This is a genomic window from Halobacterium sp. KA-6, assembly GCF_021029015.1.
Lineage (GTDB): Archaea > Halobacteriota > Halobacteria > Halobacteriales > Halobacteriaceae > Halobacterium.
The window spans coordinates 69,520-92,160 of the sequence record NZ_JAJJZH010000003.1 but is presented as its reverse complement, the minus strand read 5'-3'; the positions used below and the strand labels follow the sequence as shown (position 1 = coordinate 92,160).

21 protein-coding genes and 1 pseudogene are annotated in these 22,641 nt (G+C 62.7%); 14 read left to right on the top strand and 8 right to left on the bottom strand.

Features of this window, described 5'->3' with window-relative positions; translation table 11 throughout:
- Positions 1-347 precede the first annotated feature (347 nt).
- A complete protein-coding gene (locus tag LPA46_RS08380) occupies positions 348-1,445 on the bottom strand; it encodes a LeuA family protein (protein ID WP_230892132.1) in 1,098 nt (365 codons plus the stop codon).
- 1 nt (position 1,446) lies between these two features.
- Positions 1,447-2,670, bottom strand: a complete 1,224-nt coding sequence (locus LPA46_RS08375; protein WP_230892131.1) for a CaiB/BaiF CoA transferase family protein — start codon at positions 2,668-2,670, stop codon at positions 1,447-1,449.
- 312 nt (positions 2,671-2,982) lie between these two features.
- Here LPA46_RS08375 and LPA46_RS08370 point away from each other — a divergent pair.
- The 5 genes and pseudogenes from LPA46_RS08370 (at position 2,983) to LPA46_RS08350 (ending at position 7,838) form a co-directional block, all read left to right on the top strand.
- Positions 2,983-3,614: pseudogene (locus LPA46_RS08370) on the top strand (IS6 family transposase).
- Positions 3,615-5,409: 1,795 nt separating this feature from the next.
- On the top strand, positions 5,410-6,285 hold the full coding sequence (locus LPA46_RS08365) for a ParA family protein (protein ID WP_230892130.1): 876 nt from the start codon (positions 5,410-5,412) through the stop codon (positions 6,283-6,285).
- Positions 6,285-6,707: a hypothetical protein gene (locus LPA46_RS08360; protein ID WP_230892129.1), complete on the top strand. Its 423-nt coding sequence runs from the start codon at positions 6,285-6,287 to the stop codon at positions 6,705-6,707. The genes LPA46_RS08365 and LPA46_RS08360 overlap by 1 nt, the downstream gene beginning before the upstream one ends.
- A 42-nt stretch (positions 6,708-6,749) precedes the next feature.
- Complete coding sequence (locus LPA46_RS08355) at positions 6,750-7,097, top strand: hypothetical protein (RefSeq protein WP_230892128.1); 348 nt, start codon at positions 6,750-6,752, stop codon at positions 7,095-7,097.
- Between the two features lie 102 nt (positions 7,098-7,199).
- Positions 7,200-7,838, top strand: a complete 639-nt coding sequence (locus LPA46_RS08350) for an NAD(P)-dependent oxidoreductase (RefSeq protein WP_230892127.1) — start codon at positions 7,200-7,202, stop codon at positions 7,836-7,838.
- Here the strand turns inward: LPA46_RS08350 and LPA46_RS08345 are convergent.
- Both LPA46_RS08345 and LPA46_RS08340 read right to left on the bottom strand, forming a co-directional pair.
- A complete protein-coding gene (locus tag LPA46_RS08345; protein ID WP_230890365.1) occupies positions 7,835-8,593 on the bottom strand; it encodes a potassium channel family protein in 759 nt (252 codons plus the stop codon). The two genes, LPA46_RS08350 and LPA46_RS08345, sit on opposite strands and share 4 nt — an antisense overlap.
- 210 nt (positions 8,594-8,803) lie before the next feature.
- Positions 8,804-9,811 (bottom strand): aldo/keto reductase, encoded by a 1,008-nt coding sequence (locus LPA46_RS08340; protein ID WP_230892126.1) that lies wholly within the window; start codon positions 9,809-9,811, stop codon positions 8,804-8,806.
- Positions 9,812-9,935: 124 nt separating this feature from the next.
- Between LPA46_RS08340 and LPA46_RS08335 the strand changes: the two genes are divergently transcribed.
- Positions 9,936-10,136: a hypothetical protein gene (locus tag LPA46_RS08335; protein WP_230892125.1), complete on the top strand. Its 201-nt coding sequence runs from the start codon at positions 9,936-9,938 to the stop codon at positions 10,134-10,136.
- 35 nt (positions 10,137-10,171) lie between these two features.
- Here LPA46_RS08335 and LPA46_RS08330 read toward each other — a convergent pair whose 3' ends face one another.
- The gene (locus LPA46_RS08330; protein WP_230892124.1) at positions 10,172-11,233 is read right to left on the bottom strand and encodes a zinc-dependent alcohol dehydrogenase family protein; all 1,062 of its coding nucleotides are present in this window, start codon (positions 11,231-11,233) and stop codon (positions 10,172-10,174) included.
- 262 nt (positions 11,234-11,495) lie between these two features.
- Here LPA46_RS08330 and LPA46_RS08325 point away from each other — a divergent pair, with 262 nt between their 5' ends.
- The 3 genes from LPA46_RS08325 to LPA46_RS08315 all read left to right on the top strand — a co-directional run bounded on the left by LPA46_RS08325 (position 11,496) and on the right by LPA46_RS08315 (position 15,388).
- Positions 11,496-11,909 carry a DoxX family protein gene (locus LPA46_RS08325; RefSeq protein WP_230892123.1) on the top strand — a complete coding sequence of 138 codons (414 nt, stop codon included), beginning with the start codon at positions 11,496-11,498 and terminating at the stop codon, positions 11,907-11,909.
- 70 nt (positions 11,910-11,979) lie between these two features.
- On the top strand, positions 11,980-12,945 hold the full coding sequence (locus LPA46_RS08320; protein WP_230892122.1) for an NADPH:quinone reductase: 966 nt from the start codon (positions 11,980-11,982) through the stop codon (positions 12,943-12,945).
- A 46-nt stretch (positions 12,946-12,991) separates the two neighbouring features.
- The gene (locus LPA46_RS08315; protein WP_230892121.1) at positions 12,992-15,388 is read left to right on the top strand and encodes a hypothetical protein; all 2,397 of its coding nucleotides are present in this window, start codon (positions 12,992-12,994) and stop codon (positions 15,386-15,388) included.
- A 96-nt stretch (positions 15,389-15,484) separates the two neighbouring features.
- Here the strand turns inward: LPA46_RS08315 and LPA46_RS08310 are convergent, their stop codons facing one another.
- Positions 15,485-15,958: a redoxin domain-containing protein gene (locus LPA46_RS08310; protein WP_230892120.1), complete on the bottom strand. Its 474-nt coding sequence runs from the start codon at positions 15,956-15,958 to the stop codon at positions 15,485-15,487.
- Positions 15,959-16,188: 230 nt separating this feature from the next.
- On the opposite strand from LPA46_RS08310, the gene LPA46_RS08305 reads away from it, so the two are divergent.
- Together LPA46_RS08305 and LPA46_RS08300 are read left to right on the top strand one after the other, a co-directional pair.
- Entirely contained in the window at positions 16,189-16,677 is a 489-nt protein-coding gene (locus tag LPA46_RS08305) for an Lrp/AsnC family transcriptional regulator (RefSeq protein WP_230890356.1), read from the top strand.
- Entirely contained in the window at positions 16,674-17,819 is a 1,146-nt protein-coding gene (locus LPA46_RS08300; protein ID WP_230892119.1) for a pyridoxal phosphate-dependent aminotransferase, read from the top strand. Before LPA46_RS08305 ends, LPA46_RS08300 begins: the two co-directional genes overlap by 4 nt.
- Positions 17,820-17,843: 24 nt before the next feature.
- On the opposite strand, the gene LPA46_RS08295 is transcribed toward LPA46_RS08300, so the two are convergent.
- Positions 17,844-18,866 (bottom strand): NADP-dependent oxidoreductase, encoded by a 1,023-nt coding sequence (locus LPA46_RS08295; protein ID WP_230892118.1) that lies wholly within the window; start codon positions 18,864-18,866, stop codon positions 17,844-17,846.
- 187 nt (positions 18,867-19,053) lie between these two features.
- Here LPA46_RS08295 and LPA46_RS08290 point away from each other — a divergent pair, with 187 nt between their 5' ends.
- Genes LPA46_RS08290 through LPA46_RS08280 form a run of 3 tightly spaced genes read left to right on the top strand, consistent with a single transcriptional unit; the run spans position 19,054 to position 21,829 of the window.
- Positions 19,054-20,211, top strand: coding sequence for a pyridoxal phosphate-dependent aminotransferase (locus LPA46_RS08290; RefSeq protein WP_230892117.1), 1,158 nt, complete (start codon positions 19,054-19,056; stop codon positions 20,209-20,211).
- 9 nt (positions 20,212-20,220) lie between these two features.
- Positions 20,221-21,306: a M24 family metallopeptidase gene (locus LPA46_RS08285; RefSeq protein ID WP_230892116.1), complete on the top strand. Its 1,086-nt coding sequence runs from the start codon at positions 20,221-20,223 to the stop codon at positions 21,304-21,306.
- A 52-nt stretch (positions 21,307-21,358) separates the two neighbouring features.
- On the top strand, positions 21,359-21,829 hold the full coding sequence (locus LPA46_RS08280; RefSeq protein ID WP_230892115.1) for an FKBP-type peptidyl-prolyl cis-trans isomerase: 471 nt from the start codon (positions 21,359-21,361) through the stop codon (positions 21,827-21,829).
- A gap of 39 nt (positions 21,830-21,868) precedes the next feature.
- Here LPA46_RS08280 and LPA46_RS08275 read toward each other — a convergent pair whose 3' ends face one another.
- Complete coding sequence (locus LPA46_RS08275; RefSeq protein ID WP_230892114.1) at positions 21,869-22,618, bottom strand: pirin family protein; 750 nt, start codon at positions 22,616-22,618, stop codon at positions 21,869-21,871.
- Positions 22,619-22,641 lie beyond the last annotated feature (23 nt).

Sequence of the window (22,641 nt, the reverse complement as noted above, 5' to 3'; positions counted from 1 at the left end):
GCTGTGCCCAGGCTGAGGGGCAACTGAAGCGGCTCACAGTTGACGAGACGGGCACTGTTCAGATTACGTGAACTCGACTCCACGAAGAATTCGCCCCTGTGCCCGTCAGTCTGAGCAAGCGCGACGATACCACAGAGTCCATGGAAGTCTGCCAGATTTCCTGGGTATAACGACACGGAGAGTCCGAACGGGATCGAGGATAGGGAACAGCCAATTGGTGCGGCTAGACAACCACCGGCAACAATAGCTTGGTTGGATGTGAGCTTCCGTGAAGTGGCGACGATTATAGTTTCATACTTGATGTTTTCACTGATAGGGATTCTTCCCCTTACACGTGGAGGGGGCTGTCAATTGTCACCCTTAAATTTGGATTTAGCCAACGAAACGGCAGCATCTGTATCAAGTGAGCCACGGTCAGATAGAAGCTCAGCGAACTCCTTAACCTGGGCCTCTGTCGGATCAACATCTGCGCGTTCGAGTAACTTTCGAGCACCAGTATAGCCGGTTCCTGCTCCGAAAAAGAGTCGACGTTCGCCACCGAAGCGCTCGGGATCATATGCTTCGAAGATGGTCGGTTCATCAAGCATGGCCGCAGTGTGTATCCCCGATTCATGCTTTGTAACCTCTTCTCCCAATATCGCCTTACGAACCTCAACGTCTTCACCAAGTGTCTCAAGGACATCACGGCAGACTGGCACTAGTTGAGACTCGTTAACGCCGAGGGGGTCATCATAGTCGGTTACTCCGCTGACGACAACCTCTTCTAATGCTGCATTACCTGCGCGTTCACCCAGCGAAGCGACACTCACGTCAGCCTTTCCAACACCGAAATCATAGGCCGCCAGAACATTTGCTGTTGCCACTCCCAAGTCGTCATGGAAGTGAACCCCCGTGCGGTTAAGATTGATCGTATCTCGTAGTTCCTGAAGATATGATCGCACTGTCGAAGGAGTCCGAGCCCCTACTGTGTCCGCTAACGTAATATAGTCCACACTCGGGAAGGCTTCAAACACAGTTCGAACGTCTTCAACATCGGTCCGGAATGCATCAGCAAGAGTGATATGAATTGTCCCACCGCGATCACGGGCATGGCCGACGGACTCAGCAAGCATATCTAGGGCCTTCTCACGATCCATGTTGAGGACGTGCTTGAGGTGGTTATCCGAGATTGGGAGGAAGATATCAATGATGTCGGCATCCGCGTTAATCGCGGCGTCAATATCCGCCTCGCGTGCTCTGGCTAACGCACTAATCGGTGTCTCGACTTGATTCGAAAGCGCGGTGATTGCCTCCTGATCAGGTTGCCCTGTCGCAGGAAAACCAGCCTGAATGAACTGAACTCCGAGCTGGGATAGTGCGGTGCCAGCTGTGACCTTTTGGTCAACACTGTACTCCCTGCCGGGCATCTGATTGCCTTCCCTGAGAGTGACGTCGTTGAGCAGCATCTCAGACAACCCCATCCTCTCGAAGCTGTTCGAATTTGGATTCGGCTAGGCCAACTTCCCGAACGTATACTTCGCGGTTGTGCTGGCCGTGCCGTGGTCCAGCATGTTCTACATCTCCAGGGGTCCTAGAAAACGTTGGGACCGGCGCGGCTGTCCTCAGTTCACCAAGGTCTTCGTCTTCAATTGTGATGATGTTGTTGCGAGCCTGGTATTGCTCATCCATGAAAATATCACTAATATCATATACAGGCCCGACGATGGCGTCGTTCGCTTCCATCGCCTTGATAACGTCGTCCGTTGGGCGCTTCTGAGTCCATGTTTCAATAATATTGTTTAACTCTGCTGCGTTTTCAACGCGTTTGTCATTATCTGCGAATCGAGGATCGTTGATTAGATCACTCCGCTCAATTGCATGCATAACGTTCTCGAATATCTGCTGGGAAGACGCTGAGAGAGTGATGTACCCGTCAGAAGTTTCATAGATGTTCCGTGGTGCAGCGCTCGGGTGCTGATTCCCGGTCCGCTCTGGAATCCGACCGTTGCGATCATATGCTTCAACGTCGCCGAGGAAAAGCCGGAACAATGGTTCATAGAGGGTGACATCGATCATTTGGCCTTCGCCGCTACCGCCCCGTCCAATGTCGCGTTCGAAGATTGCGAACATCGCTGCCTGAACCGCGAACTGGGCAGCTGTTAAATCAGCAAGACTTATCGGCGGCAGTAGTGGTTCTCTATCGGGAAATCCGTTCACATGAGCCCAACCCGAGAGTCCTTCTGCGACCGTTCCAAATCCGGGTTTATCTGACTGAGGTCCAGTCTGGCCGTAGCCCGAGATGCGGACATAGATGAGTTCCTCATTAACCGATCGGAGAGACTCCGGTCCTAGCCCCCACGATTCCATGGTACCTGGCCTGAAATTCTCGAACAGCAGGTCAGCATCCTCTACAAGCTCGGTGAGTAATGCGGCGCCTTCAGGTGTGCTCAGATTGAGTGTGACACAGCGTTTATTCCGGCCAATCGATTTCCACCAGAGTGATGTCTTTGATTGCTCTTCATCGTAGGGCGGCCACTCTCGAATCGGGTCCGGCTGTTCAGGATGTTCAACCATGACTACATCGGCACCGAAGTCACCAAGTTGTGCCGTCGCAAATCCACCGCTTATCATCCCAGAACAATCGATCACGCGGAGGCCATCAAGAGGGCCAGTTCGCTTCTTCGTGGTCATCGGTCTGTGGAGAACTATAATGCGCGATTAGAAAGGACTTGCCCCAGAGAATGTTGGGTGCTTATAACCAGTGGCGGAATTCCGTAGCACCACCCTCAACCAACGAGTCCGTCTGGGCGAGCGGCTCTATTGAATCACTAGACGGCGTCGGTGTAGGTCGGTAAATCAAAGGAGTTGAAGCGGGTGAGTGGTAGTTTGGATGAACCTCACTACCCGCTTCACCGTGGAGATGGTGTCGCTGGCAAAAAGTTATTGCGACGATCCGGGGTCGCGTTAAGTTAGAGAATGAGGCGGTCATTAGTTCGGATTCCTATGGCCGAATTAGACCGCCTCAGCGAGTCTACCGAGTGGATTGACTTGGATTTTGTGGAGCGAGAACGGACACCCGCGAGATTATTGAAAAGGGTATTCGATACCATCTTGCAGGACTATCACTTTCGAATACAGTTACGCTTCTTGAGGATTTGGGTGTCGAGCGGAGTCGTGTCGCCGTTCATAACTGGGTACAGAAGGCCGATCTACAGCCAGCTGACGGTGAAAGCCCGGATCGCGTTGCGGTCGATCAGAAAGCGATCCGAATTAACGACGAACAGTATTGGCTGTACGCTGCTGTCGATCCAGAAACGAACAGATTCCTCCATTCTCGGCTATTTCCGACGTATACGATTCCGATTGCTCGAGAGTTTCTCACTGAGTTATCCGAGAAACACGACGTCTCTGAGGCCGTGTTTCTCGTCGATGACGCGGACGATTTAATCGGCGGACTCCGTCGAGAAGGCTACAGCTACCGCGTCCAGCAACACGGCTTCAGAACTTCAATCGAACGTGTCTTTAGAGAGGTAGAACGACGAACCTCTTCGTTCTCAAACTGTTTCCGCCATGTCGATCCAGCAACTGCTGAAACGTGGTTGCAAGCCCACGCCGTCTGGTGGAATCATGCCTAAGTTAACACGACCCATTCGCAACGTCACCCAGAACAACTCTATATCCTAGTATACGGTTTATCAGATTGTTTTGGCGCTAACCAACGCGCGTGCGTGTGAAGGAGATCCGGGTATATCCAGGTGCTTGAGGCCGAGACTAACCTATGGTGCCGAGAACCACGGGTCCGTCGACGAATTCGACGCTACACCTGTACTACTGTCCCGGATCACTGCCGGGTGCCAACCCTCATTCTAGCCCGGATGGCAGCTCAACCGACGACTTCGACCGTTATACTGAGGAAACTCACGTCTACAGCACGTATCCTTCTGAAAATCGACTGGAGCCTCCCGTAATTCTTGTAGTTCGAGTTGGTGTCTCGATGCCAACTGGGGACGACAGCTGAGGCTAACATGGCAAGCTATCGTCGGCTTAGGGCATCAAAGTGAACTATTGGTGGTGGTTCAAACCATCAAGATGTCCCTAAGGGTGACAACCTCCTCGCTGTGAACGGCGAGGCGTCCGACGGTACCGCATCGCTGAGTTGGAATATTTGTTTGTTGGCGACTAGTCGGTATGACTGGGATACTGGCGGGGCTACATCGCCGTTTCTCCCTTCCTAGCGGGCTCGGAGTTCCGATATTGACCGATTACGTGGGCGGTCATGCCGCCTTGGAGTACGTCATGCTACAGAGCGATCCCACGTAAATAGCCGTATTGTTGCTGAACGGCGAGTGTGTCAGCGTCGTCGGATTCACGTCCGGCCCCAGAACGCGGAGCGTTCCGGTGTGCAAACGAGACACGAAGTGTCTCGCGAACGCGGTATACAACAGAATTTTCTTTGCAGAAAGATAGATCGGGGGGTTGAATCACCTCTTGTACTCACTCACCCCCGATATTTCGACTCAGTCTATCGGTTGCCGACGCTTCTCAGGCTGTAGTTGCCAACTTACTCGTCGGATAAACCCCATAGTACGATACACAATCCAGTTCGGGTGGGATCACTCGTCCACGATGGACGCTGGCGGTATACTGCTTGAACGGCCTCTGTCTTGATTAGTCGAGAGGATCCCGTCGTTCACGGCGGGCGTGAATTGCCGCATGAGGGACTTACGTGTTCGGTAGCCGCACAGGTGGTGACCGACGCCAAACAACTGAGATAACTCCGAGTCAGCTGGGTAGAACCTCGACCACTGCCGGATAGGAGTAACGGCGGCGTGGCCCTGCTAGCACCTCGTCGGTGTGCAAACGTCAGTTCCCAACTCAGCGAGCTTTGGCTTGCGGGAAGCTCGGTCGTTTACGACGAGGAGGAGGTCACATCCTCAGGTACGTCCTCGCATCAAGGGTTCGAGAATTGGGTCTTCAAAATCTCGGCGGTGGTGTTCTGTCGAGATAGTCTGGGTTCGTCCCGGAAGAGAGCTTAACGCAATTACTCTGGTCGCGCTGGGACTAATTTTGATGAGTGACAATAGAACTGGTTTCCGAGTCCTGGTGATCGTCCATGCCTTCGGACTGCTGGCAAGTAAACCACCACGTTGGGTAAGTAGTTCCGGGCCTGTCTTTGAGCCCGCTTCACCGGTGCCGACGCCGAGTGGGGGCGGAATATCTGTACGGGCGTCACCACCGAAAAGCCACCAAAGGTAGCCAAGGTGCCTTAGCCACCTATTGTATCTGAGTTAGTTAGTGGAACTTGTGCACCTTGCTCATCTACCTGGTCTACCTATTCCCGGTGTTTTATGCCGGATGGCGCAGAATCCCCACCTGATTCAGCGTAGGCACCACATCTACAATAGGTGCCTATTCCTGACGAGGTAAATAATGCAAACGGAACCACGCGCTGTCAGTGTCGGCATCCTGAAGGGCGGATTCGCGAAAACAACCACGGCGCTCAACCTCGCGCGCGAACTCGCGCACCGCAACGAGCGCGCGCTCGTCGTCGACCTCGACGACAACGGCCACATGACACTCAACCTCGGATTCGAGGATAGATACAACAGCACCGATGGCGACGGCGGGAACCACGCCGAAGCCGTCCTGCTTGAGGGTGAGGACCCACGCGAGTACGTCGTCAACGTCGCGGAGGGCTTGGATCTCTTCCCCGCGCACGAAGACTTGGAGAGCGTGCAGTCCGCCCTCAAGGAAGCGACGATGGGGACGACGCGGCTGAAACGAGACCTCGTCGACCCGCTGCTCGGCGAGGAGTACGACTACATAGTCATTGACTGTCCCGCCAACCGCGGGAAACTCAACGACAACGCGATGTACGCCACCGGAAACCTCATCATCCCACTTCGCCCCGAGAACGGCTACGAAACCGGCCTGACGAACACGCTCGACCGACTCGTCCAAGAAGCCCGCGAGTACTTCAATTTGAACATCCTCGCAGTCGTTCCCTCCGACCTCCGCAAGCGCATCGACCAGTCGACCCGAGACCGCAAACTCCTCCGCGAGATTACGACACGGGACGCCATCGACCACCTCGTCCCGAACTTCGCGTACCTCTCCGAAGAGGACTGGGCGGCCATCGACGCCGACGACTACGACGGTGACCTCCCGGGTATTCGATATCGTGCGGCCATCGACGACGCCCACCAGGAGGGCGTGCCGCTGCGCGACTACGACCCCGGGTGCGACCAACTCGGGGCGTACGATGAACTTGCGGCCATCGTCGAACGTGGGGAGGTGACTCGCTAATGGGATTCGACGACCTCGAAGCCGCCGAACAGGAGCACATGGACCAGGACGACGCGGCGAGCGAGCACGACGACGAGCCAGCAGCAGCCGAGAACGAGGCCGACGAGGGAGTGGACGTTAGCGGCGCTGCATCCGAATCTTCGACCGACCAGGACGGAACATCCGGCGAGACGTCCGAGGACACGACTAGCGAGACGCCGGCGTTCGAGTACGGCGACGTCAAGCAGGCCCCGATGTACGCGCGGCCGGAGGCGTGGACCGCGCTCGAAGACACCCTCGACTTGGACGTCGTGCGCACGCTGCGTGAGGCTGGCGTCCGTAACGAGGAGAAGCGCGAACTCCACGACGCCGTGCTCCGTGTCGCTGCCGACCATCCCGACGAAATCGCCGAGGCAGTGCAGGAAGCGCGCCGCGAGGACTGAATCTGCCAGAAAACACAAGCCACAGCCGTCGGTTGCGAACGTATGGCGCCGTCCTTGCCGGCGGAGTGGCACGAGGTAGAGAATCCCGACTACATCACCGAGAAGTATCGAGCGACGAATCCGACGCTGTTCGTGCGAGAGGACCAGGACGTCGGCGTGCACGTGCTCCCGGTGTCGACGTCCTCGCCCCACGACGAGGACCAGTATCGGGCTGGCGCGATTCGTGGGAATCGCGACGAGTTCGATCGCGAAGAACCAATCGAGACGTTCGACGAACGGGAGCCAGCGTTCGAGCGTGCACTGGAATTCGCAAACCGCTACGAAACCGCCTACGACGACCTCGGGGACGAGGAGGCGGCAATAGAGGCAGCCGTCGAAGCCGTACAGTAGCCGCGTCGTCCGTTTTCGCGGTCACAACTTGTTGCTTCGCAATCCCGCGGAGTGCCCCTTCACAAAACCCTATGTCGCTCACTGTACAATATTGGAACTGACATGGACGTACTCCTCCTCGGTGCGAGCGGTCGAATCGGCCAGCGAATCGCGAACGAACTTCTCGACCGCGGGCACAGGGTTACCGGCGTTTCACGGAGCGGTCACGTCGGCGGCATCGACGACCCCGACTTCGAGGCGGTCGCCGGTGACGCGACCAACCATATCGATATTGCTGACCTCGCGGAGGGCCACGACGCAGTCGCGTCCGCACTCGGACCTAGCGAGGACGAAGACCCAAGGGTGCTCGTCGAGATGGCGGAAGCCGTCGTCGAGGGAATGCGAGACGCGGGCGTCGACCGGCTCGTGTGGACGGGCGGCGCGGGCGGTCTCCACGTCGCTCCCGACACTCGCCTGATCGAGACGGAGGAGTTCCCCGTGGAGTGGGAGCCGGTGGCGCGTGCGGCCATCGAAGCCTACCAGGTATTCGAGGCTGCTGACGACCTCAACTGGACGTACGTCGCCCCCGCGGCACTCATCGAACCTGGCGAACGAACGGGCGAGTACCGGACAGCGGAAGGCGAACTCGTCGCCGACGAGGACGGCGAGAGCTACATCTCGATGGAGGACTTCGCGGTGGCGTTCGTCGACGAACTCGAATCTGGCGTGGCGATTCACACCTACCTCGGCACCGGCTACTAGAGCGTCGACGTGACCTGTTCGGCGCTGGCGACCTCGGGGATGATGACGCGGTCAGCGCCCGCGCGGCGGGCGAGTTGCTCGTAGGTCTCGTCACCGACGCGCACGACGAGTCGAACAGTCGGCGCGATTTGGCTGGCGTTCATCGCAATCTGAATGTTCGCGTTCGAGTCGTCGATAGCACCGACGACGACGCCGGCTCGCTCGACGCCTGCGTCCGTCAGCGTCTCCTCGCGGCGGGCGTCGCCCTGGATAGCGAGGAGGTCGTCGTCGAGGGCGCGCTGGAACTCGGCGTCCTGTGACTCGATGACGACGACGTCCCGGTCGGTCTCCTGGAGCGCCCGCGCGATGGTTTTCCCGAACGTGCCGTATCCGCAGATGATGACGTGGCCGCGGAGGTCCGCGACTGCTTGTTCGATTTGCATGTGTTTCAGTTCCGTTTGGATTTGGCCGCCGAACGCCGCCGACAGCACGGTCTCGCCGATCCAGAGCCCGGCGACGACGAGCCCGGAGAGTACGACCACGGCGTATGCTTTCACGAGCGTCTCGGGGCCGTCGTGGGCCTCGAAGTGGAGTTCGATGCTGGTGGGGTCGAGCAGCCAGAACAGCGCGTCGACGACACCGATTCCGCCCAGTGAGCTGAACCCGGCCACACCGATTGCGACGACCGTGGCGAACGCTGCGACGGGGCGCAGCAGCTGACGGAGGAGTTGCCGGCGGACGACAGCCCGGAGCGGCGTGTCCAACGAGTGCTTCACAGCACGACCCCTTCGCTAATGCCGCCCAGTATTTTACTCGACGGACGTAAACTATTACACTCCATAATTGTCTTTAACCGAGTCTAATTCTATGAAGAAGAATACATATGCGGGCGTAATAGTGTTTACTACACAACGATTAACCAAACATATCTAGTGAGGCGCTGCCGTCTCGAAAAATAGCGCGTCAGAAGCCGCGAGTCGCCGAATTCAGAGGCCGGCGTACGGACCTTCCTTGGCTTCGGTGAGTCGGTCGACCTGCTCGTCGGAGAGGTCGATGGCCGCGGCCGCGAGATTCTCCTCCAGTTGGTCGACGGTGCGTGCGCCGACGATAGGTGCGGTAACGCCGTCGCGATGAGTCAGCCACGCGAGCGCGACCTGCGCGGGCGACGCGTCGACCTCGTCGCCGATCTCGTCGAGCACGTCGTGGACTGCGAAGTTCTCCTCGGTAAGGTAGTTCTCCTCAAAGCGCGAGGACTCGCTCGCACGGGATTCTCCGGTGAGTCCGTCTTCGCGGTCGTACTTTCCGGTGAGGAAGCCCTGGCCGAGCGGGCTCCACGGGCAGACCGCCAGCCCCTCGCTGCGCGCCATCTCGAGGTAGTCCCCCTCGATTTCGCGGTCGACGAGGTTGTACCGCGGCTGGAGCACCGTGAACGGCTCCCAGCCCTCGCTGCGCGCGAGTTCGTTCGCCTGCGCGACCTTCCATGCGTTCGGCCGCAGCGTCGACGCGCCAATGTAGTGGACCTTCCCAGCCTCGACGAGGCCGTTCAGTGTCCGCATCAGCTCGCGTGTCGGCGTTTGGTCGTCCCAGCGGTGGATGTACAGGACGTCGATGTAGTCCGTGCCGAGACGGTCGAGGATGGCGTCCACGCGGTCACGAATGTTCTTTCGGTTGTTCCCGCGGCTGTTCGGGTCGCCCTCTCGAATCTGCCAGTAAATCTTGGAGGCGATGGTGTAGCGCTCGCGGTCGCGGTCGGCGAGCCAGTCGCCAATCCACTCCTCGCTCTTCCCGCCACCGTAGACGTCGGCTGTGTCGATGTAGCGCCCGCCCGCGTCGGCGTACGCGTCCAGCAGTTTCTTCGCGCGCTTCTCGCCGATTTCGACGTTCCCCTCCTCGGTTTCTTTGCCGAATCGCCACGTCCCGAACTGCAACTCGCTGGTCTGGAGGCCGGTGTCGCCGAACTGGACGAATCCGAGCCCGTCGTCGGAGTCACTCATATTCGTTGTACGATACGTCCACCGCCCGAAAAAGCGTGCGGCAAGCGGCAAGCCCACTCGGTTCGGGCTGGCACGAGTGTCTCACAGAACGAACGCTTATGCCCCATCTCCGGTCAGTAACCATATGAGAGAGACGCTTGTGGGACTCTACCAGCGAAACGAGGTGTTCTGGGTTGGGTTGTTCATCGTCGCGCTCGGCGTGTTGGTCCCCGAATCTCTCTTCGTCGCCACACTCGACCTGTCGCGACTGCTCGTCGTCACCGGGGGCGGCCTCCTAGTGACGAGTTTTTTCGTCGGCCTGTACAGGCTACTCGCGCCGGCGTGACGGCTCTGAGCGAAGAAACCGAGTGGACACGCTCGTTAGAACTCCGTGACGAGTTCGATGCCGCTAGTCTCGTAGTCGGTCATCGCTGCCAATCGGTCGGAGACGTTTTCGAGGGGGACACGCTCGGTGACGAGTTCACTCGGGCGAAGCCGGTCCGAGGCAATCATCCGCAGGAGTTCGTCGTACCTGGATGGCGGCATCCCGCGTGACCCGAGGACGGAGATGTCCCAGCGCGTGATTTCGTCGACGGGGAGCGAAACTTCGCCCTTCTCGGCTTCCGACGTCAGGCCGACTTGGACGTGCGTGCCGCGCGTGCGGAGGCAGTCGACGCTGTTTCGGCAGGTCTCCGCGCGTCCAAGTGCGTCCATCGAGACGTGCGCGCCGCCGTCGGTCAACGCCGCGATGCGCTCGGGCACCGACTCGACAAGATCCGAGCGTACGGTTTCTACAGCGCCGACCTGTTCGGCGAGTGCGAGTGGTTCCTCGCGCACGTCGACGGCGACCACGCCGGCCCCGAGGGCCGTCGCAATCTGAACCCCAGCGAGCCCGAGGCCGCCGCAGCCGTGGATGGCGACCCAGTCGCCGCCCGCAACGTCCGCACGGTGGGCGAGCGCGTGAAACGCCGTGGCGTACCGACAGCCCAGCGCCGCCACTGCCTCCATCGGTACGTCCTCGGGGACGACGGTCGCATTAAAGTCGGCGTGTGGGACGTGAACGCGCTCGGCGAACGCGCCCTGCGCGTCGTGTTCGAACCCGAGGGCATAGCCGTCCTCGCAGACGTTCCCGTGGCCGCGCCGGCACTGCGGACACGCTCCCTCGCCGAGATTGAAGGGAACAGCAACACAATCGCCGACGGCGACGCTGTCCACGTCGTCGCCGACTTCGACGACTGTGCCCGCAGGTTCGTGGCCGAGAATCTGTCCGAAGTCAACCTGGTCGTCGGCCCACTCACCGTGCCCCTTCCATGCGTGCCAATCGCTCCGACAGATACCACACGCTTCGACCGAGACGACGACCCCGTGGGGGTCCAAATCGGGGTCCGGCACCTCCTCGACAACCAACGGTTCACCGTACTCCTGTAGGACTGCTGCGCGCATACGCTTCGTACGCGGCGTCCAGAACTTAACAGTAGTCGTCGCCGCGATTCACATCCGGAAGTATCCGAAGCTAAAACCGGTACGAGCATACTCGTGGTGGGAACGGCTCCCAGAACCGGATTTTCTCAGTACGGTTCAACCCGTCGTTTACCATCTGGTCAACGAACGTATCCCTCTCACGACCCCGGTATAGTATGATGACGAACCCTCCGCACGCTTCCGCTAGTAGTGTACGCCGAACGCCGACACGGGTGAGTGCCTGATGGCGCTCGCACTCGACGCAGTCCTCCTCATCGTCGGTCGCATCCTCTTCGGTGGCGTCCTCGCATTCACCGGCTTCAGTCACTTCACGCAAACCGAACAGATGGCTAGCTACGCCGAGTACAAGGGCCTCCCCGCACCGAAGCTCTCCGTCCTCACCTCCGGTGCACTCCTCGTCCTCGGCGGCTTGGGCGTCATCGTCGGTATCTTCCCGGTCGTCGCCGCAATCGGGCTCGCAGCGTTCCTCATCGTCTCGGCAGTCGTCATGCACGACTTCTGGGCGGTCCCCGAGGACCAGCGACAGGACGAAGTGAACAGTTTCCTGAAGAACGTCTCCCTCGCCGGCGGGTCGCTCGTCGTCGCAGCGGTCGCCAGCGGCGGCTGGACGCTCAGCATCGGCGTCGGACTCTTCTAGAGGCTCCACTCGGCCGTCCGTTCCGCCGGAGGCCGTAGTCTTATCCCCCCGTGTATCGTGGCCATGCAGTATGCGAGCAGTCCGCTTACAGGAACACGGCGACCCGGATGTCATGCACGTCGAAGACGTTGATCGGCCATCTCCCGACGCGGGAGAACTCCTCATTGAGGTAGCGGCTGCGGGCGTCAACCCCGTAGACACGTACTTCCGTGAGGGGTCGTACGAGCCCGTTGGGCTTCCGTTCACGCCCGGCGTTGACTACGCTGGCACCGTCGCCGAGGTCGGTGAGGGCGTCGACGCGTTCGAGGTCGGTGACCGTGTCTACGGCACGGGCATCGGGAACGGAGCGCATCAGGGCGCGTACGCAGAGTACGCGACCGTTCCAACTGACCGCACTGTCGCGCTGCCAGACGGCGCGGACGCCGTCGAAGCTGGCGCGGCAGGTGTCGCGGCTGTCACGGCGTGGCGCGCGCTCGTCGATCACGCTGCTCTCGACCCCGCGGAGTACGCACTGGTCCACGGCGGCTCCGGTGGCGTCGGGCACGCTGCGGTCCAGATTGCTGACGCGGTGAGCGCGCGCGTGCTCACGACTGCGCGACCAGAGTACCACGACGACGTCAGCGCGCTCGGTGCTGACACCGTCCTTGACTACGCACGTCACGACCTGGAGGACGCCGTCGTCTCGGCCTCCAACGGCGGTGTGGACGTCGTGCTCGACCACCGTCTCGACGATTACCTCCAGTTCGACGCGAACGTCGCCGCGCACGACGCTCGCGTCATCGGCATCGGCGAGAACAGCCCTGACCCGGGCTTTACCGACGACGGCGCTGCGCGCTCGAAGGACGTCACCTACCAGTTTATGAGCATGTTCAACACGCCAGACCTCCGCGTACCGCTACGCGGCGTTGCGCACCTGATGGCAACCGACGAACTCTCCATCGAGCTCGCAGAGACGTACAACCTCGACGAGGCCGCCGCCGCTCACCGCGACGTGCTCGCGGAGAGCTACCTCGGGAAGCTCGTCGTCACCCCCTGAGTTCGAACGAAACCTATTACGGGGTCGGCGACGACGCTCCCGACGCATGCACCGACGATTGGTCCTCGCGTGCGTGCTCGTCGCCGTCGTCCTCCTGACCGCCGGCTGTGCCGGCGGTCCGTTCACCGGCGGCGAGCAGACCCCGACGGCGACCACTGGCCAGCCCAGTGGCACCGTCGACGGCACGACGAGCACGCCGACCGAGTCGAACAGCACGGACGACGCGCCCGGCGTGGGCGACGTCGTCGAGAACGCCACCGCCGACGCCTTCTCCGTCACCGCGCTCGCCGACGCTGGCGACGGCGGCACGCTCTTCGGCGGGGCGAGCGGCCTGCCCGCGTCCAACGCGACCGTGCTCCGCATCGGCGCGAACGGCACGACGAACTGGACCCGCGAGTACGCGTCCGCGAACCGGACGAGCATCGCGGCCGTCGCGTCCAGTGGCGACGGCGGCGCGTACGTCGTTCGGACCGAGCGACGGCAGTCCGAGAACGCCTCGCAGTGGAACGTCAGCGTCTCGATCGCCCGGCTCGGTCCCGACGGCGAGCGACAGTGGGCGGACTCGCTGAACACCACCGGCTACGTCGCGCGCGGCCTCGCGCTCGCGCAGGCCGACGACGGCGTGGCCGTCGCGTACACGCACGCGGACAGCAACGTGCGGCTCGCGCGCTACGACGACGCGGGCAACGCGACGCTCGAACGCACCTACGGCGTCGACGCCGCGCCGACCGCGCTGCAGACGACCGGCGACGGCTTCGTCCTCGCGGGCAGTGGCTCGTTCGACACGCCGTGGGTGGCGCGCGCGAACGAGACCGGCGCGCTCGTGCTGAACGAGACGTACAGCGACGCCACCGGCGGCCGCGTCGTCGGCGTGAAGCCAACCGGGGACGGCGACCTCATCGTCGCCGGCTCGATGCGCCCGGGGTTCATCGGCGGCCAGTCCACGCCGTGGGTCGCGCGCGTCGGCCCGGACGGCGTCCCCGAGTGGAACCGCGTCTACCCGACGGCGGGCGAGACGCGCGTCAGGGACGTCCTCGACACCGAGGACGGCGTTGTCCTCGTCGGGTCGGACCGCACGGAGTGGAGCGACAACACCACGACGCGGTTCGTCGGCGTCGCGGCGAACGGTACCGAGCAGTTTCAGACGACTCACGCGGACACGGCCCGCGTCGTCGCCGCAGTCGGCGACGGCGACGGGGCGACCGCGGCGACGATGAACTTCCGCGCGCGGAACGTCTCGACGAGCGTCTGGTCGGTGGAGTTCCCCGACGCCACCGCCCCGACGACGCTCGACGCGGAGGCCGCGCCGACGTCCAACGAGTCGGTCTACCGCGGACAGGCGCTCGGCTTTGCGTACCCGAACGCGAGCGCCGACGCGCTCGACCTCGTCGCGGTGCCCGGCGAACACGACGACATCCAGCGGCACGTCGAGCGCCGCGTCGCCCTCGACGCGGACGGCGAGGCGGTCGTCGAGTCCGCGACGCTCCCGCTCGGCGAGTACGTCCTCGAACCCCCGGGCGGTGACGCGCTCGCGGTCGAGAACGGCACGCTGACGCGCACGACCGAAAACGAGACCGCTGCCTTCGAGGTGACCAGTCACGACCTCGACGCCGAGACGAACTCGACGTACGTCGACGCGACGACCGGGGACGCGGACACCACCGTCTCGCTGTTCTCGGAGCGCGCGAACTTCTCGGTGTACGTCGGCGCGGATCGCTTCCGCGGCGACCGAGCGGGCGCCGACGCGCTCCGCGACGCGTTCGCGAACACGCCCGGGTTCGCGGGCGTCGAGCGCGTGGACGGCCGGCCGGTCGCGCGCGTCGACCTCGGGCCGTCCCACGATGTCGAGATGGACGACCGCTACACCCGCTGGAACAAGGAGTTCTCGCTGTCGGCCGACGCGCTGGACGCCGGCCTCTACCGCGTTCGCGTCACGGGCGTCGACACCCGCGACGGCGGCGCGACCGCGACCACGCGGCTCGTCGTCGGGAAGTCGACCGGCGAGCCGCTGAACGTCACGCTCGAAACCGACTCGCTGAACGTGTCGGTCGGCAACGAGTCCGCGACGAACGTCACGGTGTCCGGGCTGGACGACGGCGTCGGCGCGATGTCGATGAGCGCGCGGCGCAGCGGCGAGCCCGCCGTCAGTCTCGGAGCCGACGTCGGCATCGACGCCAGTCGCGGCGAGGGCCACGGGATGTGGTCCGACCGGCGGTCGACCGCCAGCGCCGCCGCGTTCGACGGGAACACCCGCGACGGGACGGTCACCGTCGGCGAACTCGCCGTGCGTACCGACGAGCGCACGGTCGACGTCAAGGGCGACGCGACCCAGACGGTCACGTTCGGCCTCGACTGGGTCGTAGACGAGGACGGCACGCCGTACGCGATACCGGACGAGCGGACGATTACGGTCGAGGTGACCAATGAGACCGCGCCGTCGTAGGCGGGCTCGTAGCCCGCCCCGCGGTCGTAGTTCCGCCGCTCCTCGTTCTCCTTCAGGGTGCGTGCGCACCGAAAAAGCGCGGCGTGTCTGCGCCGGTCAGGCCGACCGAACGGCGTCCAGCACGGCGTCGTAGTCGGGTTCGTTGGTGGGGTCGTCGGCGACCCACGCGTACGTCACCTCGCCGTCGTCGTCGAGGACGAACACCGCGCGGTTGGCGATGCCGTACAGCCCGAGGTCCTCGATGTCGATTTCGAGGTCGTACGCGCGGATGGCGTCGCCGGTCATGTCGCTGACGAGGTCGAACTCGATGCCGTGCTCCTCACGGAACGCGCCCTGCGAGAACGGCGAGTCCGCGCTCACGCCGAAGACGGACGCGCCCGCGTCCTCGAAGTCGTCAAGGCGGTCCTGTAGTGCGATCATCTCGTTCGTGCACGGCGGCGTAAACGCGCCCGGGAAGAACGCCAGCACGACCGGACCGTCACCGAGCTGGTCTTCAAGCGCGAAGTCCTCGTGGTCGCTCGTTCCGAACGTCGCCTCAAACTGCGGTGCGGAGTCACCAGTAGATACCATACCAGTTGCTACGTCGTCCTGACACAATAAGTTACGTTCGAACACGGTCGAGCGTGCACTCGCAACGGTAAAGAACTCCAATAGTCGAGTTAGGTAAAATAGGTAACTATTGTATCTGATTAGTCGTCGACTCTGTCTCTCTCCTCGGCTGGCCGTCCTCCAAACCGGTGGCGTGTCAGTTTCTGCCGTGGGTGAGAAATCCTTTTATCGTGATGCCGTGGAGAGTACGCATGAGCAGTCGCGAGAAGATACTCCCGTTGTTGCGCGAGAACGCGCGCTACTCTAACGAAGACCTGGCCCGGCAGACCGGCCTCGACGTCGAGGAGGTCGAAGCAACCATCCGGGAGTTAGAGAGCGACGGCGTCGTGCGCGGCTATCGTGCCATCGTCGACCGGAATCAAATCGAGCCCGAGCGCGTGCGAGCGTCCGTCGAGTTGAACGTCACGCTCGACCGCGAGACGGGCTACGACGACATCGCCGAGCGCCTCGCGAAGTTCCCCGAAGTGGAGGGGCTGCGGTTGGTCAGCGGTGACTACGACTTCGCGATGGACGTCGAGGGCGACTCGATGAGCGAGGTGTCGAACTTCATCAGCGAGCAGGTCGCGCCCGTCCCCGAGATTACGCAGACGGTCACCCACTACATCATGGAGACCTACAAGGAGGGTGGCGTGGAGTTCGAGGACGGCGACGACGACGACCGACTCTCGGTCTCGCCATGAGCTTCGAGGAGTCCGGACGCCTCGAAACCGTCCCGCCCAGCGGCATCCGGCGGTACTTCGAACTCGCCGAGGAACAGGACGACATCATCTCGCTGGGTGTCGGCGAACCCGACTTCGCACCGCCGTGGGCGGCCCGCGACGCCGCCATCACGTCGCTGGAGCGCGGGCAAACCTCGTACACGCCGAACCGCGGGCTGCGCGAACTCCGCGAGGAAATCGTCACGCACGTCGACGACAACTACGACCTCGACTACGACGCCGACGAGGAGGTGCTGGTCACCGCCGGCGCGAGCGAAGCCGTCGACCTCGCGTTCCGCGCGTTCCACGACCCCGGCGACACGGTCGCGGTCGCACAGCCGTCGTATCTCTCCTACGTGCCGGCGGCGCGGCTCGCAGGCGCTGACGTCCTCGACGTGCCGACGCGCCGCGAGGACGAGTTCAAGCTCACGCGTGACGTCCTCGAAGCATCGGGTGCCGCCGACGCGGACACGCTGGTGCTGTGCTACCCGAACAATCCAACCGGCGCGACGATGACCCGCGAGGAACTCGAACCGGTCGCGGACTTCGTCCGCGAGCACGACCTGCGCGTGTTCGCCGACGAAATCTACGCCGCGCTGTCCTACGAGCACGACCACACGTCCATCGCGACGCTGCCCGGGATGCGCGAGCGAACGGTCGTGTTCAACGGGTTCTCGAAGGCGTACGCGATGACGGGACTGCGACTGGGCTACGCGCTCGCGCCGCCGGAAGCCATCGAGTCGATGAACCGCATCCACCAGTACACGATGCTGTCCGCGCCCACAACCGCCCAGCACGCCGCTATCGAGGCGCTGCGCAACTGCGAGGACGAGGTCGCGGAGATGCGCGAGCAGTACAACCGCCGCCGCAACTTCGTGCTCTCGCGCTTCGAGGAAATGGGCATCGACTGCTTCTCCGCGTCGGGCGCGTTCTACGTCTTCCCCGAGTGCCCGTGGGACGACAGCGGCGAGTTCGCCGAGGCGCTCATCGAGGAACAGGGCGTCGCAGTCGTCCCCGGCGACGTCTTCGGCACCGGTGGTGAGAGCCACCTGCGCGTCACGTACGCGACGGGACTGGGCGACCTCAAGGAAGCGCTCGCACGCATCGAAGAGTTCATCGATTGATCGGGACGCGGGCCGCGTGCCGCGCTACTCGGATTCCGAGTCGGCCACGCTGACGACTTGTTTGCCGATGTTGTCCCCGGAGAACAGGCCGAGGAACGCGTCGGGCGCGTTTTCGAAGCCGTCGACGACGGTTTCCCGGTGAGAGATCTCTCCGGTCGCGATCCACTCGCCGAGTTGCTCGCTGGCCTCACCGAATCGCGTGGCGTAGTCCCCGACGAGCAGTCCCTGGACTTTCGCGCGCGGCGCGATGAGTTGCGGGAGCTTCCGTGGGCCCGTCGGTACGCTCTCGTCGTTGTAGTGGGCAATCTGACCGCAGACGGCGACGCGGGCGTCGAGGTTTAGCTTCGTGAACACAGCGTCGGTAATCGGGCCACCGACGTTGTCGAAGTAGACGTCCACACCACCGGGTGTGGCGTCGTCGAGCGCACCGCGGTAGTCGTCGACGTCCTTGTAGTTGATTGCGGCGTCGAAGCCGAGGTCGTCGGTGAGCCACTCGACTTTCTCGTCGGTGCCCGCGAACCCGACGACGCGACAGCCGTTGAGCTTCGCGATTTGGCCGACAACGGAGCCGACCGCGCCCGCTGCCCCGGAGACGACGACCGTGTCGCCGGGCTTGGGGTCGCCGACTTCCAACAGTCCGAAGTACGCGGTCCGGCCGGGCATCCCGAGCACACCGAGATACGCCGGCAGGTCCGCAATCGAGGGGTCCACTGGGGCGACACTGTCGGCGTCGAGAACGGTGTAGTCCGCCCACGTCCCGTTACCCGTCACGAGGTCGCCGACATCGTACGCGTCGCTCTCGCTCTCGACAACCTCACCGACGACAGCGCCCTCCATCGGATTGCCGACGTCCCACGGTTCTGCGTACGATTCGGCATCACGCATCCGGCCTCGCATGTAAGGGTCCACGGAGAGGTAATGGACGCGCACGAGCAGCTCGCCGTGCTTCGGACTCGGCACGTCACCTTCGCGGAGTTCGAAGCTATCCATGTCTGGCTCGCCCTCGGGCCGTTCGGCGAACACCCACTCGCGGTTTGAATCACGCATACCTTGTCTTCTCGCTGCTCCCGGAGGATGGTTGCGCTTCCAGCAGGGCGTTCCGGTGCAGCGATTCGCTACGGCTCGTCGCACGCAGAGCCGACGCAATTCACTTCGTCTGCCGCCACAGGGCCTCTGTCGGTCACAGGTCGCCGCAACCGCCAGCCGTAAGCCGTCGGGTGGTGTCGGTGCGAGCATGCCCGACGTCACGGAACGGGTGCGGGGCGTCGAACGCTCGCGCATCCGCATGATGTTCGACCGCGCGGAGCAACACGACGGCGACCTCGTCCGACTGGAGGTTGGAGAGCCGGACTTCGACACGCCCGAGCACATCGTCAATGCAGCGGCCGAGGCAGCCCGGCGTGGCGAGACCCACTACACACCGAACGCCGGGACGCTGGAACTTCGTGAAGCCGTCGCGGAGAAGTTCGAGCGCGAGCGGAGCGTATCTTTCGACCCCGAGTCCGAAATTATGGCAACTGTCGGTGGCATGGAGGCGCTGCACCTCGCGCTGCTTGCAACCGCCGAAGACGGCGAGGAGGTTGTCATTCCGTCACCGGTCTACCCGAACTACGAGGCGCAAGCGAAGCTCGCGGACGCGACGCCGGTCAACGTCCCGCTCGACGAGGACGAAGGGTACGCACTCGACGTAGACGTCGTTCGCGACGCCATCACCGAGGACACCGCGGCGGTCGTCCTGAACTCGCCGGCGAACCCGACCAGCCAGGTGTTCGAGCGGGACGTCGCGCTCGAGGTCGTCGAGGCTGCCGCCGAGCACGACGCGTGGGTCATCTCCGACGAGGTCTACATGGGACTGACGTACGACGGCCCGACACGCAGTCTCGCCGCTGATGCGGAGACGGACAACGTGCTCGTCGTCGACTCCGTCTCCAAGCAGTACGCGATGACCGGGTGGCGCGTCGGCTGGCTCGCCGGCCCCGAACACCTGATTTCGGAGACGACGAAGATTCACGAGGCGACGACTGCCTCTCCGTCCAGCGTGGGACAGGCGGCCGCCACGGAAGCGCTCACGGGTGACCAAGAACCAATCGAGGCGATGTACGACGCGTTCCTCGAACGCCGCAACTACGTTGCCGACCGCATCGCCGACATTGACGGCGTCACCGCGCCCACGCCTGACGGCGCGTTCTACGCGTTCATCGACGTCTCCGAGCTCGGCGATGACTTCGAAATCGCCAAAGAACTCTGCGACGACTACGGCGTCGTCCTCACGCCCGGCAGCGGCTTCGGCCCGGGCGGCGCGGGCAACCTTCGGCTCTCGTTCGCCAACAGCCTTGAGAACCTCGAAGAAGGCCTGAACCGCTTCGAGAAATTCGTCGCCGACAACCAATAAGTGGATAATATGACCGTAACGAAGCGTCTCGACGCGTATCTGGCGTCCACCGACTACGAAGCGGTATGGTTCGCGCGACCGAACTCGTTTGCGTGGCTCACCGAGGGCGGAGATAACATCGTCGACCGAACGGGCGATATCGGCGAGGCAGCAGTAGGCTACGACGGCGACACGGTGACGGTCGTCACGAATAACATCGAAGCACCTCGGCTTCGCGCCGAGGAACTTCCCGAGGACATCACGATCCAGACGTACCAGTGGTACGAGCGCGACCTCGCGGCCGCCGTCGCCGCCGCCAGCCCAACACCGGCGGCCGCGGATTTTCCCGTCGAAGGGTTCGCAGCCGTCGACGCGTCACCGCTCCGCCAGCCACTCACGGCCGACCAAATCGAGACGTACCGCGCCCTCGCTCGCGACGTGGCGGACGCAGTGGAATCGGTCGCTCGCTCCCTCTCGCCGGAGACGACCGAGCGCAGCGCGGCAACGACGCTGCGGACTCGACTCGAATCGCAAGGTATCGCGGCTCCGGTGGTCCTCGTCGGGGGCAGCGAGCGCGCGCAGGCGTATCGGCACTACACCCCGAAGGACGAACCACTCGGCGGCTACGCACTCGTCTCGGTCACTGCTCACCGCGACGGTCTGTTCAGTAGTTGCACGCGAACCGTCGCGTTCGACGACGCGCCAGCATGGCTCACGGAACGGACTCGCGACGCGATGCGCGTCGAGGCTAGCGCGCTCGCCGCGACCCAGGAAATGGGCCGCGCGGGCGGCACGGCCGGCGACGTCTTCGAGGCAATTCAGGACGCGTATGCGGCGCTCGGCTGGGACGGCGAGTGGGAACACCACCATCAGGGGGGTGCTGCCGGGTTCGCTGGCCGCGAGTGGATTGCGACGCCCGAGAGCACCGAATCAGTCGAACTACCGATGGCGTACGCCTGGAATCCAACCGTACAGGGCGCGAAGAGCGAAGATCTCTTCCTCGTGACTGACGAGGAGGTAGAACCGCTAACTGTCACGGGCGACTGGCCGATGACGACGGTTTCGGCCGTCGACTCCTCGGTGACGCTCGAACGCCACGCGGTTCTCGAACGGTAGTCGCTCGTCTCTCAATGAAAGGGATTATCGGTGCGTCGATACTTATTCGGGTATGACAATCGCTACCGGCGATTCTGTGACCCTGGAGTACACTGGTCGAATGGACGACGGTACCGTCTTTGACACCTCGCGTGAGGCCGTCGCCGAGGACGCGGGCCTGACCGAGGCAGAGGGCGAGCGCGAGTACGCGCCGCTGACGCTCGACGTCGGCGAACAGCAAGTCATCGAGGGCATGGAAGAAGGCCTCGTGGGCCTCGAGCAGGGCGATTCCACGACCATCGAAATCCCGCCCGAGAAGGGCTACGGCGAGTGGGACGAAGAGAACGTCCAGTCCTTTGAGACGGACGAGCTCCGCGAGATGCTCGGCGGGCAGACGCCCGAAGAGGGCGCGTACCTGGAAGCTCAGAACGGCCAGGTCGGCGAAATCGTTCACGCTGATGAGGAGGAGATTCGCGTGGACTTCAACCACGAACTCGCCGGCAAGACGCTGGAGTTCGACGTCGAAATCGTCGACGTCAACTGAACGCCAAACGAGTCAGCGATCGCGTCGTTTTGACCGCTCCTAGCGACCGACTGTTCCCTGTCGCGTGACGGGGGCGTCGGGGTCAACGAGGAATGCGACGAGAACTGCGTCGGTTTCTGCCGTGACTGTAACCGTGTCGTCGTCGACGAGCAGGCCGCTTTCCGTCGTGTCGAAGTGGGTGCTGTCGGCCGTGACCTCGCCATCGAAGACGTAGAAGTAGACATCTCGCCCCGCCTTCGAAGGGAGGTCGACACTACTCTCCGCGTCGAGGCGGACGTCGTAGAAGTCTACCGTATTACGCACTGTGAGGGGCGCGTCTGACGTATCGGGGCCGAAGAGGTGACGCCACTCGTTGGCCACGGGGTCGGGAATGGGTTCGTGTTGGATGGTTGCTGGGAGATCGAGGCTGTGGGGCCGCACGAAGATTTGGAGCATGCGCAGCGGCGGGTCGTCAGCGAGCGTGCGCTCTTCGTGCCAGAAGCCGCTGCCGGACCCCATTACCATCAGGTGTTCGGGGTCGGTGACGAGTTTGTTTCCTTCGCCGTCGTCATGGCGCATTACGCCCTCGGGCACCCACGAGATGATTTCCTCGTTGCGGTGCTGGTGCATCGAGATCAGCGTGTCCGGGTCCATGAACGACTCTACGACGGTTGCGAGCGGGCCGTAGCCGTGGTCTTCGTGGTCCGGAAGGTTTCGCCCGGGGAAGTTGAGGTGGATGCGGAACTTCCCCTGATTCTGGGAGACGTTCGTTCGGGGTGCCTTGTAGAGACTGGCGGAGTCCGAGTGCAAGATACGGCATCATAGGTGCCGCA